At 69.7% G+C, this 14606-nt stretch carries 15 protein-coding genes; all 15 read left to right on the top strand.

The window, feature by feature from the left end:
* Positions 1–29: 29 nt before the first annotated feature.
* Positions 30–1286, top strand: a complete 1257-nt coding sequence (locus tag ACS5RC_RS18880) for a CpaE/TadZ family protein (RefSeq protein WP_478345444.1) — start codon at positions 30–32, stop codon at positions 1284–1286.
* Positions 1287–1327: 41 nt separating this feature from the next.
* Positions 1328–2764: a CpaF family protein gene (locus tag ACS5RC_RS18875; protein WP_478345443.1), complete on the top strand. Its 1437-nt coding sequence runs from the start codon at positions 1328–1330 to the stop codon at positions 2762–2764.
* The gene (locus tag ACS5RC_RS18870) at positions 2761–3738 is read left to right on the top strand and encodes a type II secretion system F family protein (RefSeq protein ID WP_478345442.1); all 978 of its coding nucleotides are present in this window, start codon (positions 2761–2763) and stop codon (positions 3736–3738) included. The genes ACS5RC_RS18875 and ACS5RC_RS18870 overlap by 4 nt, the downstream gene beginning before the upstream one ends.
* Before the next feature lie 140 nt (positions 3739–3878).
* The gene (locus ACS5RC_RS18865; RefSeq protein ID WP_478345441.1) at positions 3879–4847 is read left to right on the top strand and encodes a type II secretion system F family protein; all 969 of its coding nucleotides are present in this window, start codon (positions 3879–3881) and stop codon (positions 4845–4847) included.
* A gap of 191 nt (positions 4848–5038) precedes the next feature.
* Complete coding sequence (rplU, locus tag ACS5RC_RS18860; protein WP_478345440.1) at positions 5039–5353, top strand: 50S ribosomal protein L21; 315 nt, start codon at positions 5039–5041, stop codon at positions 5351–5353.
* Between the two features lie 73 nt (positions 5354–5426).
* Positions 5427–5708, top strand: a complete 282-nt coding sequence (gene rpmA, locus ACS5RC_RS18855; protein ID WP_478345439.1) for a 50S ribosomal protein L27 — start codon at positions 5427–5429, stop codon at positions 5706–5708.
* A 194-nt stretch (positions 5709–5902) separates the two neighbouring features.
* Positions 5903–6499 (top strand): GNAT family N-acetyltransferase, encoded by a 597-nt coding sequence (locus ACS5RC_RS18850; RefSeq protein WP_478345438.1) that lies wholly within the window; start codon positions 5903–5905, stop codon positions 6497–6499.
* Between the two features lie 69 nt (positions 6500–6568).
* A complete protein-coding gene (gene obgE, locus ACS5RC_RS18845; RefSeq protein WP_478345437.1) occupies positions 6569–7600 on the top strand; it encodes a GTPase ObgE in 1032 nt (343 codons plus the stop codon).
* A 127-nt stretch (positions 7601–7727) separates the two neighbouring features.
* Positions 7728–8849: a glutamate 5-kinase gene (gene proB / locus ACS5RC_RS18840; RefSeq protein WP_478345436.1), complete on the top strand. Its 1122-nt coding sequence runs from the start codon at positions 7728–7730 to the stop codon at positions 8847–8849.
* A 118-nt stretch (positions 8850–8967) separates the two neighbouring features.
* Entirely contained in the window at positions 8968–10266 is a 1299-nt protein-coding gene (locus tag ACS5RC_RS18835) for a glutamate-5-semialdehyde dehydrogenase (protein ID WP_478345435.1), read from the top strand.
* 59 nt (positions 10267–10325) lie between these two features.
* Positions 10326–10919, top strand: a complete 594-nt coding sequence (locus ACS5RC_RS18830) for a nicotinate-nucleotide adenylyltransferase (RefSeq protein WP_478345434.1) — start codon at positions 10326–10328, stop codon at positions 10917–10919.
* Positions 10920–10991: 72 nt separating this feature from the next.
* Complete coding sequence (rsfS, locus tag ACS5RC_RS18825) at positions 10992–11414, top strand: ribosome silencing factor (RefSeq protein ID WP_478345433.1); 423 nt, start codon at positions 10992–10994, stop codon at positions 11412–11414.
* Positions 11415–11423: 9 nt separating this feature from the next.
* Positions 11424–11915 carry a 23S rRNA (pseudouridine(1915)-N(3))-methyltransferase RlmH gene (gene rlmH / locus ACS5RC_RS18820; protein WP_478345432.1) on the top strand — a complete coding sequence of 164 codons (492 nt, stop codon included), beginning with the start codon at positions 11424–11426 and terminating at the stop codon, positions 11913–11915.
* Positions 11916–11934: 19 nt separating this feature from the next.
* Entirely contained in the window at positions 11935–13266 is a 1332-nt protein-coding gene (locus tag ACS5RC_RS18815; protein WP_478345431.1) for a murein hydrolase activator EnvC family protein, read from the top strand.
* Positions 13266–14588 (top strand): S41 family peptidase, encoded by a 1323-nt coding sequence (locus ACS5RC_RS18810; RefSeq protein ID WP_478345430.1) that lies wholly within the window; start codon positions 13266–13268, stop codon positions 14586–14588. The genes ACS5RC_RS18815 and ACS5RC_RS18810 overlap by 1 nt, the downstream gene beginning before the upstream one ends.
* Positions 14589–14606 lie beyond the last annotated feature (18 nt).

The following is a 14606-nucleotide window of genomic DNA, read 5'->3' as shown; positions in this document are numbered from 1 at the left end:
GTTCCGCACCCGAACCCGAAAGCCCTCTCATGGCGGACCCTGCCGAGACCTCCGAGCGCATGATCGCACCGGTGCCGCGGATCACGATCCAGGCCTTCTGCGAGACCGCGGAGACGGCCGCCACAATCGAGGCGGCCGGGGCCGACCGGCGCATGCAGAAGGCTCATCTGAAGGTTCAGATGGGGGGCGCCGCCGCGGCGGTGGAGGCCTACCGGCACGCGCCGACGCCGAACGTGATCGTGATCGAATCGCAGGGCGCGCGCTCGCGGCCCCTCGAGCATCTCGATTCCCTCGCCGAGGTCTGCGACGAGGGCACCCGCGTGCTCGTCATCGGCCACGTCAACGACGTCACGCTCTACCGCCAGTTCCTGCAGCGCGGCGTCAGCGACTACCTGATGGCGCCGGTCGAGCAGCTGCAGCTGATCGCGTCGATCTCGGACCTGTTCAGCGCGCCGGGCGTCAAGCCGGTCGGGCGGACGGTCGCGGTGTTCGGCGTCCGCGGCGGCGTCGGGGCCTCGACGGTCGCCCACAATCTCGCGTGGCAGATCGCCCGGGGCCAGAAGCTCCAGACCGTCATCGCGGATCTCGACATCGCCTTCGGGACCGCCAGCCTGAACTTCAACCAGGATCCGCCTCAGGGCATTGCCGAGGCGGTCTTCGCCCCGGAGCGGCTCGATTCGGCCCTGGTCGAGCGACTGCTCTCCAAGTGCAGCGACAATCTGAGCCTGCTCTCGGCACCCGCGAGCCTCGACCGCACCATCGACCTGTCCGAGCCGGCCTTCGACGCGTTGGTCGAGCATCTGCGCGCCGCGGTCCCCTGCATCGTCCTCGACGTGCCGCACCAGTGGAACGCCTGGACCAAGCGGGTGCTGACCAGCGCCGACGAGCTGATCGTCGTCGCGGGGCCGGACCTGACCTCGCTGCGCAACGCCAAGAACCTGATCTCGATCCTGCAGAGCGGCCGGCCGAACGACCGGCCGCCCCGCGTGGTCCTTAACGGCACCGGTCTGGCGAAGCGGCCGGAGATTCCGGTGGCGGAGTTCGCCAAGGCCCTCGAGATCAAGCTCGCGGCGACGATCCCGTTCGACGCGTCCCTGTTCGGGACCGCCGCCAACAACGGGCAGATGCTCGCCGAGGTGCAGCCGGGCTCCAAGCCCGCCGAGGTGTTCACGGAACTCGCCGCCTCGATCCTCGGGCGTCCCGAAGGCCGCCGCACCCGTCAGAGCCTTCTGGAGCCGTTCCTCGAGCCGCTCCGCGCGAAACTCTCCCGCCGCAAGGCATCCTGAGGCGATCCGTCGATTCGATCCGCTGAGCCGGGAAGACCGTCATGTTCGGCAGAAGGCAGACCGGCGCAGCGCCGGCCGCGGTACCGGCCCCGCACGCGAAGGTGTCGGTGCCGGTTCTCGTGCAGGAGAACGCGCCGGCGCGCCGGGCCGAGCCCGTCGTCGTTGCACCCACGCCCGCGCCCGAGGCGCAGCGTTCGGAGGAATACTACCGCACTAAGAGTATGATTTTTGGTGCGTTGATCGAAGCGATCGACCTTGCGCAGCTCGCCCGCCTCGACGGCGAAACCGCCCGCGAAGAGATCCGCGACATTGTCTCGGAGATCATCGGACTTAAGAACATCGTCCTGTCGATCTCCGAACAGGAAGAATTGCTCGACGACATCTGCAATGACGTGCTCGGTTACGGGCCGCTGGAGCCGCTGCTCGCACGCGACGACATCGCCGACATCATGGTCAACGGGGCGAGCCGGGCCTTCATCGAGGTCGGGGGCAAGATTCAGCTGACTAGCGTGCGCTTCCGCGACAATCAGCAGTTGATGAACATCTGCCAGCGCATCGTCAGCCAGGTCGGCCGACGGGTCGACGACGCCTCGCCGATCTGCGACGCGCGCCTGCCCGATGGCTCGCGCGTCAACGTCATCGCGCCGCCGCTCGCCATCGACGGCCCGGCGCTCACGATCCGCAAATTCAAGAAGGACAAGCTCACCCTCGACCAGCTCGTCCGCTTCGGGGCGATCTCGCAGGAGGGCGCCGAGGTTCTCAAGATCATCGGTCGCTCTCGCTGCAACGTGGTCATCTCGGGCGGCACCGGCTCCGGCAAGACTACGCTCCTGAATTGCCTCACCGCCTTCATCGAGCACGACGAGCGCATCATCACCTGCGAGGACGCGGCCGAGTTGCAGCTGCAGCAGCCGCACGTAGTCCGGCTCGAGACGCGGCCGCCCAACATGGAGGGCCAGGGCCAGGTCACCATGCGCGACCTCGTCAAGAACTGCCTGCGCATGCGGCCCGAGCGGATCATCGTCGGCGAGGTACGCGGCCCCGAGGCCTTCGACCTGCTGCAGGCCATGAACACCGGTCACGACGGGTCGATGGGCACCCTCCACGCCAACTCGCCGCGCGAGTGCCTCTCGCGCATCGAGTCGATGATCTCGATGGGTGGCTTCACCCTGCCCTCGAAGACGCTGCGCGAGATGATCTGCGGTTCGATCGACGTCGTGATCCAGGCGATGCGTCTGCGCGACGGCTCCCGCCGGATCACGCACATCACCGAGGTCCTCGGGATGGAAGGGGACGTCATCACCACCCAGGACATCATGGTCTACGACATCACCGGCGAGGACGCGAACGGCCGCCTGATCGGGCGCCACCGCTCCACCGGGGTCGGCCGTCCGAAATTCTGGGAGCGGGCGCGCTACTACGGTCTCGAGCAGAAGCTCGGCGAGGCCCTCGACGCGGCGGAGGTCGTCCCGTCATGACGGAGCCCGCAAACGTGCACCTCGCGGCGGGATTGCTCGCGGTCTCCGCCGGCTGCCTCGCCTACGTGTTCCTATTGCCCCTGATGACGGGGGAGCGCCGCGCAGCGCAGCGCCTCAAGACGATCAGCGTTCCGGCCGCGAGCGCGTCGATGCGCAATTCCAACGTCAGCCGGCGCGATCAGGTTGCCAAGACGCTGAGCGAGATCGAGGCGAAGTCCAAGGGTGCCGCCAAGGTCACGCTCGAGCTGAAAATCGCCCGCGCCGGCCTGAACTGGACGAAGCGCACCTACTGGACCTTCTCGGGTTGCATCGGTTTCGTGCTCGGCCTGCTGGTCCTGATGATTGCGGGCAGCCCGCTCGCTGCGCTCGGCGGCGCCTTCGTCGGCGCGTTCGGCGTTCCGCTCTACCTGCTGCGCTCGCTTCGCCTGCGCCGCATCGCCAAGTTCAACCGGGAGCTTCCGAACGCAGTCGACGTCGTGGTGCGCGGCATCCGCACCGGCATCCCGGTGGGCGATTGCTTCCGGATGGTGTCGCGCGAGGCCGAGGAGCCGGTGCGCAGCGAGTTCCGGATCATCGTCGAGACCCAAGCGCTCGGCCTCTCCCTCGGCGATGCGGTCTCGCGGCTCTACGAGCGCGTCCCCGTGCCGGAGGTGAACTTCTTTTCGATCGTGATCAACATCCAGCAGCAATCCGGCGGCAACCTCTCGGAGGCCCTCAGCAACCTCTCCCGGGTGCTGCGCGAGCGCCGCAAGATGGCCGGCAAGGTGCAGGCGATGAGCATGGAGGCCAAGGCCTCGGCCGGTATTATCGCGGCGCTGCCCTTCGCGGTTGCCGGCATTACCACCCTGACTAGCCCCGACTACATCTCGCTGCTCTGGACCACGGATGCGGGCAAGATCGCGCTGGCGGGCTCTGCCTTCTGGATGACCTGCGGCGTGCTGACAATCAAGAAGATGATCGCCTTCGACTTCTGAGACGGGACGGTGGACGCTCCGGGGCGTCCGCCGCATCGAAGGTCCGGTTCCTAGGCCTTGTGCGGCTGGGGCTTTGGGTTCCGACGGATGCGCGGCCACGCTGCGCGGCATGGACATTCGGGCAGCGGGTTAGGCATCACATGGTTGAGCAGATCTCCGCAACGCTCTTCGATCCCAAGTTCATGGGGATCCTGCTGACGGCCATCGCCGCGGCGGCGACCGCGATGGCCGTGGTGCAGCCGTTCCTGGAGCCCAACCGCCTCGGCAAGCGCATGAAGCTCGTGAGCGACGAGCGCGAGCAGATGCGGCGCCGGGAGCGCGAGCGCACCGCGACCAAGGCCACGCTGCGGGTGGAGCAGAAGGCCTACATGAAGCGCATCGTCGAGCAATTCGACCTGCGGCGCTGGCTCGGGACCGAGACCGCGCGGAACAAGCTCCTGATGGCGGGCTACCGCGGGCCGCAGGCGGAGACGGCGTTCCTGTTCTTCCGCCTCGTCGCCCCGGTGGTGATGACGGTCGGCTGCGTGTTCTACTTCTTCGTGATCGAGGTCATCGACCAGCCCTACCTCGTCCGCATCGCGCTCACGATCGCGGGCGCCTATTTCGGCATCAAGGCGCCGGAACTCTACCTCATCAACAGCTCGAAGAAGCGGCAGGCGGACGTGCGCAAGGCGTGGCCCGACGCGCTCGACCTGACGCTGATCTGCGTCGAATCGGGCATGGCGGTCGAGCACGCCTTCCGGAAGGTCAGCACCGAGATCGCGGTCTCCTCGCTGGTGCTTGCCGAGGAGCTCGCCCTGATGGTCGCCGAGATGTCCTACCTGCCCGACCGGCGCATGGCTTTCGAGAACCTGAGCCTGCGCATCGGCATCGAGCCGGTGAAGGCCGTCGCCACGGCGCTGATCCAGGCCGAGCGCTACGGCACGCCGATCGGGCAGGCGCTGCGCGTGCTCGCCCAGGAGAGCCGCGACCAGCGGATGAACGAGGCGGAGAAGAAGGCCGCGGCGCTGCCCCCGAAGCTGACCGTGCCGATGATCCTGTTCTTCCTGCCGGTGCTGTTCGTCGTCATCATCACGCCCGCGGTGATCCAGATCATGCGGGTGAACTGAGGCGCCAAGAGCACCGAAGGGCGATTGACAATCGGCCGCATCCCGGACTATCCACCGGCCACCACGCGCGGCTTCCTCGCAGAAGTCCGCGCGTTTCGCGTTGTCGGCCGCGATCCCGCTGCCGCGACCAACTGAACAAGAAGCCGGCCCAGGGATCCGTCCCGGAGGCCGTTCCAGAACACGAGAGAACGATGTTCGCAGTCATCAAGACGGGCGGCAAGCAGTACCGCGTCGCCGCCAACGACACCATCACGATCGCCACGCTGGCCGGAGAGGCCGGCGAGACCGTCAATTTCGGCGAGGTCCTGCTGTTCGCCGACGGCGCCGGCGCGACCCAGGTCGGTGCTCCGACCCTGTCCGGCATCACGGTCACCGGCGAGATCGTCTCGCACGGCCGGGACAAGAAGGTCATCGCCTTCAAGAAGCGCCGCCGGCAGAACTCGCGCCGCAAGCGCGGTCATCGCCAGGCCCACACGGTGGTCCGCATCACCGGCATCCAGGCCTGAACCGGGTCGGGCGCGAGGGCCGAGAGGCCCGTTCCGCGACCGCTCGCAAGCACCAGCATTCGGAGCAGATCCCATGGCACACAAGAAAGCAGGCGGCTCGTCCCGCAACGGCCGCGACTCGGAAGGTCGGCGCCTCGGCGTGAAGAAGTTCGGCTCGGAGGCCGTCATTCCGGGCAACATCATCGTGCGCCAGCGCGGCACGAAATGGCATCCCGGCGTGAACGTCGGCATGGGCAAGGATCACACCCTGTTCGCCCTCACCGCCGGCCATGTGCGCTTCGAGACGCGCCGCGGCCGAGCCTTCGTAGCGGTGGTCCCGGCCCAAGCGGCCCCGGCCCTCGAGGCCGCAGAATAACGGCGGGCGCCTGACAGGCGAAGCGAGCGTCCCGCCGGTGTCCCATCCGACCCGGCAGACGTTTTCTTCGGCCTCCCCGCGCAAAGACGGGGACGCTCGGCGAACGGAACACCCGGGGGAGGATGGGCCACCATCCTCCCCTTCGTCGTCTCAAGACGCGGCGCCCGGAGCGGCTCCGCCTCGGAGGAGGCACGATGTTCCCCGACCTGACCCGCGACGACGTCTTCCGGATCGAGACGCGCCGGCTCTGGCTGCGCTGGCCCCGGGCCAAGGATGTGGACGCCGTGGTGCGCTACGCCGGCGACCGCGAGGTGGCGGAGATGACCGCGCTGATCCCGCACCCGATCGAGCGGGCGGGGGTCGAGGCCTTCGTGCTGGAGGCGCGGCGCGCGAATACCGACGGCAGCGGCCTGACGCTCGCGCTCGCCCATCGCGGCGATCCGCAGAGTCTGATCGGCCTGGCCTCGATCGGACGCGGCGTCTCCGGGACGGTGCCGGAGCTCGGCTACTGGCTGGGCCGGCCGTTCTGGCGGGCCGGGCTGATGACGGAGGCGGTCGATGCCCTGGTCGGCGCCTATTTCGCCTATGCGGGCGGCACCGCCCTGGCGGCATCGGCGCGGGTGGTGAACCCGGCCTCGCGCAGGGTCCTCGAAGCCTGCGGCTTCCGGTGGACCGGGACCGCGACGAAGCCGTTCCCGGCTCGCGGCGGCGACCTGCCCGTCGACCTGTTCCGACTGGACCGGGCCGATTGGGCCGGGATGGCGCAAGGAACCCCGGCCCGGGCCGCTTGAGCGGCGGGCTTCGATAGAACCATGCGGAGCGGGTCCGGCACCCGCTCCCTCAAGGAATCCGGTGTCCCCGTGAAGTTTCTGGACGAAGCCAAGGTCTATATCCGCTCCGGCGACGGCGGTGCGGGCTGCGTCGCGTTCCGGCGCGAGAAGTTCATCGAGTTCGGCGGACCGAACGGCGGGGACGGCGGTCGCGGCGGCGATGTCTGGATCGAGTGCGTCCAGGGCCTGAACACGCTGATCGACTACCGCTACCAGCAGCACTTCAAGGCCAAGAAGGGCGAGCACGGCATGGGCTCGAACCGCCATGGCGCCAACGGATCCGACGTGGTGCTGAAGGTGCCGGCCGGAACGCAGATCTTCGCCGAGGACGGCGAGCACCTGATCGCCGACATGACCGAGATCGGTCAGCGGGTCCGCCTCGCGCGGGGCGGCAACGGCGGCTTCGGCAACGCCTACTTCACCACCTCGACGAACCGCGCCCCCAAGCACGCCAATCCGGGGCTCGAGGGCACCGAGATGTGGATCTGGATGCGCCTGAAGCTCATCGCGGATGCGGGGCTCGTGGGGCTGCCCAATGCCGGCAAGTCCACGTTCCTCGCCACCGTCACGGCCGCCAAGCCCAAGATCGCCGATTACCCTTTCACCACCCTGCATCCGGGCCTCGGCGTCGTCAGCACCGATGGGCGCGAGTTCGTGCTCGCCGACATCCCGGGCCTGATCGAGGGCGCGCACGAGGGCGTCGGCCTCGGCGACAAGTTCCTCGCCCATGTCGAGCGCTGCCGGGTGCTGCTGCATCTCGTCGAAGGCACGAGCGAGCACGCGGGCAAGGCCTACAAGCTGGTGCGCGGCGAGCTCGAGGCCTACGGCAACGGGCTCGCCGAGAAGCCGGAGATCGTCGCCCTCTCGAAGGCCGACGTCCTGGAGCCCGAAGTCCTGAAGCAGCAGGTCGCGCGCCTCCAGCGCGCCGCCAAGCGCAAGCCTCTCGTTCTCTCGTCGGCGACCCGCCAGGGCGTGCAGGAGGCCCTGCGCGCCCTCGCCCACGCGATCGACGCGCGGAGCGCGGAGGAATCCGATGCCGTGGCCGCGCCCTGGCAGCCATAGGACCGGTCTCCCTGCCGCGGCGAGCCCGGCGGGCGATCTCGCTTTCGGCGATCGCCTGTCATAACCCGTTGCCAGCCGCCGCGGCCGTCCCGGCCGCGGGATCCGAACCGACTGTTCCCGCGCCACCATGATTCCCGCACTCGAAGATTTCCGCCGCGTCGTCATCAAGGTCGGCTCTGCGCTGCTGGTGGACCGCGCCCGCGGCCGGCTGCGCCATGCCTGGCTGGCGGCCCTGGCCGAGGACATCGCTGACCTTCACGCGCGGGGCGTCGACGTGCTGGTGGTGTCGTCGGGCAGCATCGCCCTCGGACGCACGGTGCTCGGTCTGCCGCCCGGCGCGCTGAAGCTGGAGGAGAGCCAGGGCGCGGCGTCGGTCGGGCAGATCGCGCTCGCCCGCCACTGGGCGGAGGCGCTCGGCCACCACGGCATCGTGGCCGGCCAGATCCTGGTCACGCCGCAGGACACCGAGGAGCGGCGCCGCTACCTCAACGCCCGCGCGACGGTCCTGAAGCTCCTCGAGATGCGCGCCGTCCCGGTCGTCAACGAGAACGACACGGTGGCCACGAGCGAGATCCGCTACGGCGACAACGACCGGCTGGCCGCCCGCGTCGCGACCATGATCGGCGCCGACGTGCTGGTGCTGTTCTCCGATATCGACGGCCTCTACACCGCCCCGCCGAAGAGCGATCCGGACGCGCGCCATCTCGCCGTCGTCGAGCGCATCACCCCGGAGATCGAGGCGATGGCGGGCGGCCCGGCCTCCGAGCTGTCGCGCGGGGGCATGCGGACCAAGGTGGAGGCCGCCAAGATCGCCGTGGGCGGCGGCACCCACCTGATCATCGCGGACGGGCGCGAGAAGAACCCGCTGCGCGCCGTCACGGAGGGCGGGCGCTGCACGTGGTTCCTCTCGGGCTCGACGCCGAACGCCGCCCGCAAGACCTGGATCGCCGGATCGCTCGAGGCGCGCGGCAGCCTCGTGATCGACGCGGGCGCGGCGCGCGCGCTCCAGGGCGGCGCCAGCCTGCTCCCGGTCGGCGTGCGGGCGATCGAGGGCAGCTTCGGCCGCGGCGACGCGGTCCAGATCCGCGATCTCTCCGGCAAGGTGCTGGGCCGCGGGCTCGTGGCCTACGACAGCGACGAGGCTTTGAGGATCATCGGGCACCCGAGCGCGCGCATCGCCGAATTGCTGACGCATCCCGGCCGTTCATGGATGGTGCACCGCGATGACTTGGCTCTGCTGGCGGAATAGCCATCTCTCCAGACGAGCCGCTTCGATTGCCGGCTTGTTGAACCGCTTCGTCTCGTGCGAAGACGTCGCCGGATCGCTAGCCGGCCGAAGCTGACGACACCGTGATGGGAACGCGCCCGTGCCTGCTCTGAACCTGAGATCGGATCTCGCGGATCCCGAGGACCTCGCGACGCAGATGGCCGGCATCGGCCGCCGCGCGCGCGCCGCCGCGCGCCACATGGCGCTGGCCTCGGCCCAGACCAAGGACATCGCGCTGCGCGCCATCGCGGATCGGCTGCGGGCGAACCGCGCCGTCATCCTGCGGGAGAACGCCCGGGACGTCGCGGCCGCCACCGCGGCCAACCAGAGCCAGGCCCTGCTCGACCGCCTCACCCTCGACGAGAGCCGGCTCGCGGGCATCGCCGATGCCGTCCAGAAGATCGGCGCCCTGCCCGATCCCGTCGGGCGCCAGCTCGCGGCGATCGAGCGGCCGAACGGCCTTCTGATCGAGCGCGTCGCCGTGCCCCTCGGCGTGATCGGGGTGATCTTCGAGAGCCGCCCGAACGTCACCGCCGATGCGGGCGCCCTCTGCCTCAAGGCCGGGAACGCGGCGATCCTGCGCGCCGGATCCGACAGCCACCGCACCGCCATCGCCATCGCCCAGGCCATGAGCGAGGGCCTCGCCGCCGCCGGGCTTCCGGCCGACGCGATCCAGATCGTGCCGACCCGCGACCGCGCCGCTGTCGGCGCCATGCTGGCGGGTCTCAACGGCTGCATCGACGTCATCGTGCCCCGCGGCGGGCGCGGCCTCGTCGAGCGGGTTCAGGCCGAGGCCCGCGTGCCGGTCTTCGCCCATCTCGACGGCGTCTGCCACGTCTATGTCGGGGCGCAGGCCGATCTCGACATGGCCCGGACCGTCCTCCTCAACAGCAAGATGCGCCGCACCGGCATCTGCGGGGCCGCGGAGACACTCCTCGTCGACCGCGCCTGCGCCGGGACCCATCTCGCGCCCCTCGTCACCGCCCTTCTCGAGGCCGGATGCGCCGTGCGCGGCGACGCGTCGGTGCAGGCGGTCGATGCCCGCGTCACCGCGGCGAGCGAGGCCGATTGGCGCACGGAATATCTCGACGCCGTGATCTCGGCCCGGGTGATCGACGATCTCGACGCGGCGATCGCCCATATCGAGACCTACGGATCGCACCACACCGACGCGATCATCACCGAGGATGCCGAGGCCGCGAACCGCTTCCTCGCGGAGGTCGACTCGGCCATCGTCGCGCACAACGCCTCGACCCAGTTCGCCGATGGCGGCGAGTTCGGCTTCGGCGCCGAGATCGGCATCGCCACCGGGCGCATGCATGCGCGCGGACCGGTCGGCGTCGAGCAGCTCACCACCTTCAAATACCGGGTTCACGGGAACGGGCAGACACGCCCGTGACCGCGGCTTTGCGCGGGACGCCCCGCGCGACCGGATCGGCACGGCCCCGGACCTAGGGCATGCTGCCGATCCTGCCGCCCGCCGCGCCGGGGATGCGGATCGGGCTCTACGGCGGCTCCTTCAACCCGGCCCATCTGGGACACCGGCACGTCTCGTTGACGGCGATCCGGCGGCTCGGGCTCGACCGGGTCTGGTGGCTCGTCACCCCCGGCAATCCCCTGAAGGACCGCACGATCCTGGCGCCGATGGAGGCGCGCTGCGCCGCCGCCCGGCTGGTCGCCGATCATCCGCGCATCGCGGTCACGGGGTTCGAGGCCGCGATCGGCGCCCGCTACACCCGCCAGACCCTGCATTACCTGACGACGCGGCGGCCCGCGGTCCGCTTCGTCTGGATCATGGGCGCGGATTCGCTGGCGAGCTTCCACCGCTGGCGCGGGCATGGCGAGATCGCCGCGATGATGCCGATGGCGATCATCGACCGGCCGGGCTTCACCCTGACCGCACCGCGCGCCCGCGCGGCGCAGCTGCTGGCCGGAGCCCGCGTGCCGGAGGCCGAGGCCCGCACGCTCCCGTTTCGCCCCGCCCCGGCCTGGGTCTTCCTGCACGGGCCGCGCTCGACATTATCCTCGACAGGCATCCGGAATGCTGCGTAGGGAACGGGCGGCGTATTGCAATCGCTCGCTGAACCCTCCAACTTCCGAAGAACCGCTTCCGTGCGGGAACCGATGCTGCAACTGGGAACCGAAACGCTGTCCGAGACGATCCGCACCGGGGTTCCGTCCCCCGAGACCGCCGCGCTGGCGCGAGTCGGAGAGCTGAGGGCGCTCGCGCTCGGGTGTCTTGACGAGATGAAGGCCGAGGAGACGATCGCGATCGATCTGGCCGGGAAGACCTCCCTGGCCGACACGATGATCATCACCTCGGGCCGGTCCCAGCGGCATGTCGGCTCCATCGCCGACAAGATCATCCAGGAGATGAAGGCCAAGGGCTTCGGCAACGCCCGCGTCGAGGGCCTGCCGGCCTGCGACTGGGTTCTGATCGATGCGGGCGACGTGCTGGTGCACATCTTCCGGCCCGAGGTCCGCGGCTTCTACAATCTGGAGAAGATGTGGGGTGCCGACCGGCCGCAGGGTCACCTCGCCGGCTGATCGAAGCCCTTGCGTCTCGTCGTCGCCGCGGTGGGGCGCCTCAAGGCCGGCCCCGAACGGGAGCTGGCCGAGCGATACCGTGACCGGGCCGTCCAGACCGGCCGCGGCCTCGGCTTCCCCTCCTGCGACCTCGCCGAGACTCCCGAGAGCCGGGCACGCCGCGCGCCGGACCGCTGCGCCGAGGAGGCCGCCGCCCTGCTCGCGCACCTGCCGGGCAACGGCGTTCTTCTCGCCTACGACGAGCGCGGCCGTGCCGACGTCTCGAGCGAGGCCCTGGCCGAGCGCATCCGCGCGTGGCGGGATGCGGGGCGCGCCGCCCTGGTGGTCGCCGTCGGCGGCGCTGACGGCCACGACGCCTCAATTCGGACGCGTGCCGAGCTGATCCTCTCGTTCGGAGCCACGACGCTCCCTCACGGACTCGTGCGCGTGCTCGTCCTCGAACAGCTCTACCGCTCCATGACGATCCTGTCCGGTCACCCCTATCACCGGGGCGATGCGTGAGCGGAGCGCTGCGCTGACGATGAGACGGCTCCGCAGGCTCGCGCTCGGCGCCCTCCTGATCGTTCCGCAGGGCGTCGGACTCTCCCGCGCGCAGGAGGCGCGGCCGGCGCCCGACCCGGAGCGCGTGCAGCGGGCGCAGGAAGAGCGCGACCGCCGCGCCGAGAGCCTGCGGCAGATCGAGGAGGCCCTGGCGAAGAGCACGGGCGCCAAGGCGCAGGCCGAGGCCGAGATCGCCGAGATCGGCAGGGATCGCGCGAAATTGAATGCGGCCCTGCTCGATGCCGGGCGGCAGGCCCAAGCCACCGAGGACCGGATGACCCGGCTCGAGGAGCGCCTGAAGACCCTCGGGTCGAGCGAGGCCGCGATCCGACGCTCGCTCGACGCGCGGCGCGGCGTCATCGCCGAGATCCTGGCCGCCTTGCAGCGCATGGGCCGGCGCCCGCCCCCGGCCGTCCTAGTCAACCCCGAGGACATGCTCGCGGTGATCCGCACCTCGATGCTGCTCGGCGCCGTCGTGCCCGAGCTGCGCGGCGAGGTCGACACGCTGGCCGGCGATCTCGCGGAGCTCGTCCGGCTGCGCGGCCTGATCGCGGCGGACCGGCAGGGCCTGCAGAACGATCTGGCCGGCTGGGCGCGCGAGAAGCAGCGCCTCGATGCCCTTGTGACCGCACGCCGCACCAGGCAGGCGGAGGTCGAGGGCGGCCTCGTGTCCGAACGGGTCCGTGCCGCCGAACTCGGCAATCAGGCCCGCAATCTCAAGGATCTGCTCGATCGCGTCGAGGGCGAGGTCGCCGCGGCGCGGCGCGCGGCCGACGAGGCGCGCGCCGCCGAGCAGCGCGAGGTGCGGGCGACGCAGGAGCGCTTTGCCGCAGCCGGCACCCGCGATCCGGCCCGGCTCGCGCCGAAAGTGCGCTTTGCGGAGGCGCGGGGCGAGATCCCCCGGCCGGTGAGCGGACGGCTGCTGCGCGCCTTCAACCAGCCCGACGGGAACGGCGGGTTGACGCGCGGCATCACGGTTTCGACCCGTCCGAAAGCCGGTGTCTCCTCCCCGGCGGACGGCTGGGTCTCGTTCGCCGGGCCCTTCCGCTCGTATGGGCGTCTCTTGATCATCAACGCGGGCGATGGCTACTATCTCTTGTTGGCAGGGATGGACCAGATCAGCGTCGAGGTCGGTCAGTTCGTGCTCGCAGGAGAGCCGGTAGGCAGCATGGGCGAGGGAAGCGCGGGATCGCCGGCTGCGGACGGCGACCGTGCCGATCCGGTTCTGTACGTCGAGTTCAAGAAAGACGGGGGCTCCATCGATCCGGAGCCTTGGTGGGCGAAGAGCCCCAGCGAGAAGGTTCGCGGATAATGCGCAAGACTTCCCTCATCCTCCTCGGCGCGTTCATCGGCGCCGGGTCGTCGATGGTGGCGACGCAGACCGACTTCCTGTCGGGGCCTCGCGCCGTCGCGGCCTCGCCGGAGACCTACCGTCAGCTCAGCCTGTTCGGCGACGTGTTCGAGAAGGTGCGGACCGACTACGTCGAGAAGCCCGACGAGGCGAAGATGATCGAGGCGGCCGTCAACGGCATGCTGACCTCGCTCGATCCGCATTCGAGCTACATGGACGCCAAGGCGTTCCGCGACATGCAGACGACGACGCGCGGCGAGTTCGGCGGCCTCGGCATCGAGGTCCTGATGGAGGACGGCCTGATCAAGGTGGTCACGCCCATCGACGACACGCCGGCCTCCAAGGCGGGTCTCCTCGCCAACGACGTGATCACGCAGATCGACGACGATCAGGTCCAGGGCCTGACGCTGGCGCAGGCCGTCGACAAGCTGCGCGGCCCGGTCAATTCCCCCGTGCGCTTGAAGATCTCCCGCAAGGAGTCGAAGGACCCGATCGACGTCACGCTCACCCGCGACGTGATCAAGATCAAGCCGGTGCGCTCGCGCGTCGAGGGCAACGATATCGGCTACGTCCGCCTGACCCAGTTCAACGAGCAGACCTTCGATGGCCTGCGCGCCGCGGTCGACAAGCTCTCGGGCGATATCGGCCAGGACAAGATCAAGGGCTACATCATCGACCTGCGCAACAACCCGGGCGGCCTGCTCGATCAGGCGGTGATGGTCTCCGACGCCTTCCTCGACCGCGGCGAGATCGTTTCGACCCGCGGCCGCAACCCCGACGAGACGCAGCGCTTCTCCGCCAAGTCCGGCGACATCACCAAGGGCAAGCCCGTGGTGGTCCTCGTCAACGGCGGCTCGGCTTCGGCCTCCGAGATCGTGGCCGGCGCCCTGCAGGATCACAAGCGCGCGACGATCCTCGGCACCCGCTCTTTCGGTAAGGGCTCGGTCCAGTCGATCATCCCGCTCGGCGGCAGCGGCGCACTCCGCCTGACCACGGCCCGCTACTACACGCCGTCGGGCCGCTCGATTCAGGCGAAGGGCATCGAGCCCGATATGGAAGTCGCTCAGGACGTGCCGGACGAACTGAAGGGCAAGGACGAGACCAAGGGTGAGGCCGGCCTGAAGGGCCACCTCAAGCAGAAGGACACCGACGAGCGCGGCGGCTCCTCCGCCTATGTCCCGACCGACGCGGCCAAGGACAAGCAGCTGATCTCGGCCGTCGACTTCCTGCACGGGATCCAGAAGGGTGCGGCCAACACCCAGAAGCCCAGCATGCCGAACTGATCACGGCACACGGGTCGC

Source organism: Methylobacterium sp. HJ2 (assembly GCF_056431005.1).
The sequence above is the reverse complement of the archived record's forward strand: the minus strand, read 5'-3'. Positions and strand labels throughout refer to the sequence as shown.

What these genes read in the sequence shown, in the direction of transcription:
- ACS5RC_RS18880 (WP_478345444.1), top strand. Translation starts at nt 30, where the DNA reads ATGGCGGACCCTGCCGAGACCTCCGAGCGCATGATCGCACCGGTGCCG.
- ACS5RC_RS18875 (WP_478345443.1), top strand. Translation starts at nt 1,328, where the DNA reads ATGTTCGGCAGAAGGCAGACCGGCGCAGCGCCGGCCGCGGTACCGGCC.
- ACS5RC_RS18870 (WP_478345442.1), top strand. Translation starts at nt 2,761, where the DNA reads ATGACGGAGCCCGCAAACGTGCACCTCGCGGCGGGATTGCTCGCGGTC.
- ACS5RC_RS18865 (WP_478345441.1), top strand. Translation starts at nt 3,879, where the DNA reads ATGGTTGAGCAGATCTCCGCAACGCTCTTCGATCCCAAGTTCATGGGG.
- rplU (WP_478345440.1), top strand. Translation starts at nt 5,039, where the DNA reads ATGTTCGCAGTCATCAAGACGGGCGGCAAGCAGTACCGCGTCGCCGCC.
- rpmA (WP_478345439.1), top strand. Translation starts at nt 5,427, where the DNA reads ATGGCACACAAGAAAGCAGGCGGCTCGTCCCGCAACGGCCGCGACTCG.
- ACS5RC_RS18850 (WP_478345438.1), top strand. Translation starts at nt 5,903, where the DNA reads ATGTTCCCCGACCTGACCCGCGACGACGTCTTCCGGATCGAGACGCGC.
- proB (WP_478345436.1), top strand. Translation starts at nt 7,728, where the DNA reads ATGATTCCCGCACTCGAAGATTTCCGCCGCGTCGTCATCAAGGTCGGC.
- ACS5RC_RS18830 (WP_478345434.1), top strand. Translation starts at nt 10,326, where the DNA reads ATGCTGCCGATCCTGCCGCCCGCCGCGCCGGGGATGCGGATCGGGCTC.
- rsfS (WP_478345433.1), top strand. Translation starts at nt 10,992, where the DNA reads ATGCTGCAACTGGGAACCGAAACGCTGTCCGAGACGATCCGCACCGGG.
- ACS5RC_RS18815 (WP_478345431.1), top strand. Translation starts at nt 11,935, where the DNA reads ATGAGACGGCTCCGCAGGCTCGCGCTCGGCGCCCTCCTGATCGTTCCG.
- ACS5RC_RS18810 (WP_478345430.1), top strand. Translation starts at nt 13,266, where the DNA reads ATGCGCAAGACTTCCCTCATCCTCCTCGGCGCGTTCATCGGCGCCGGG.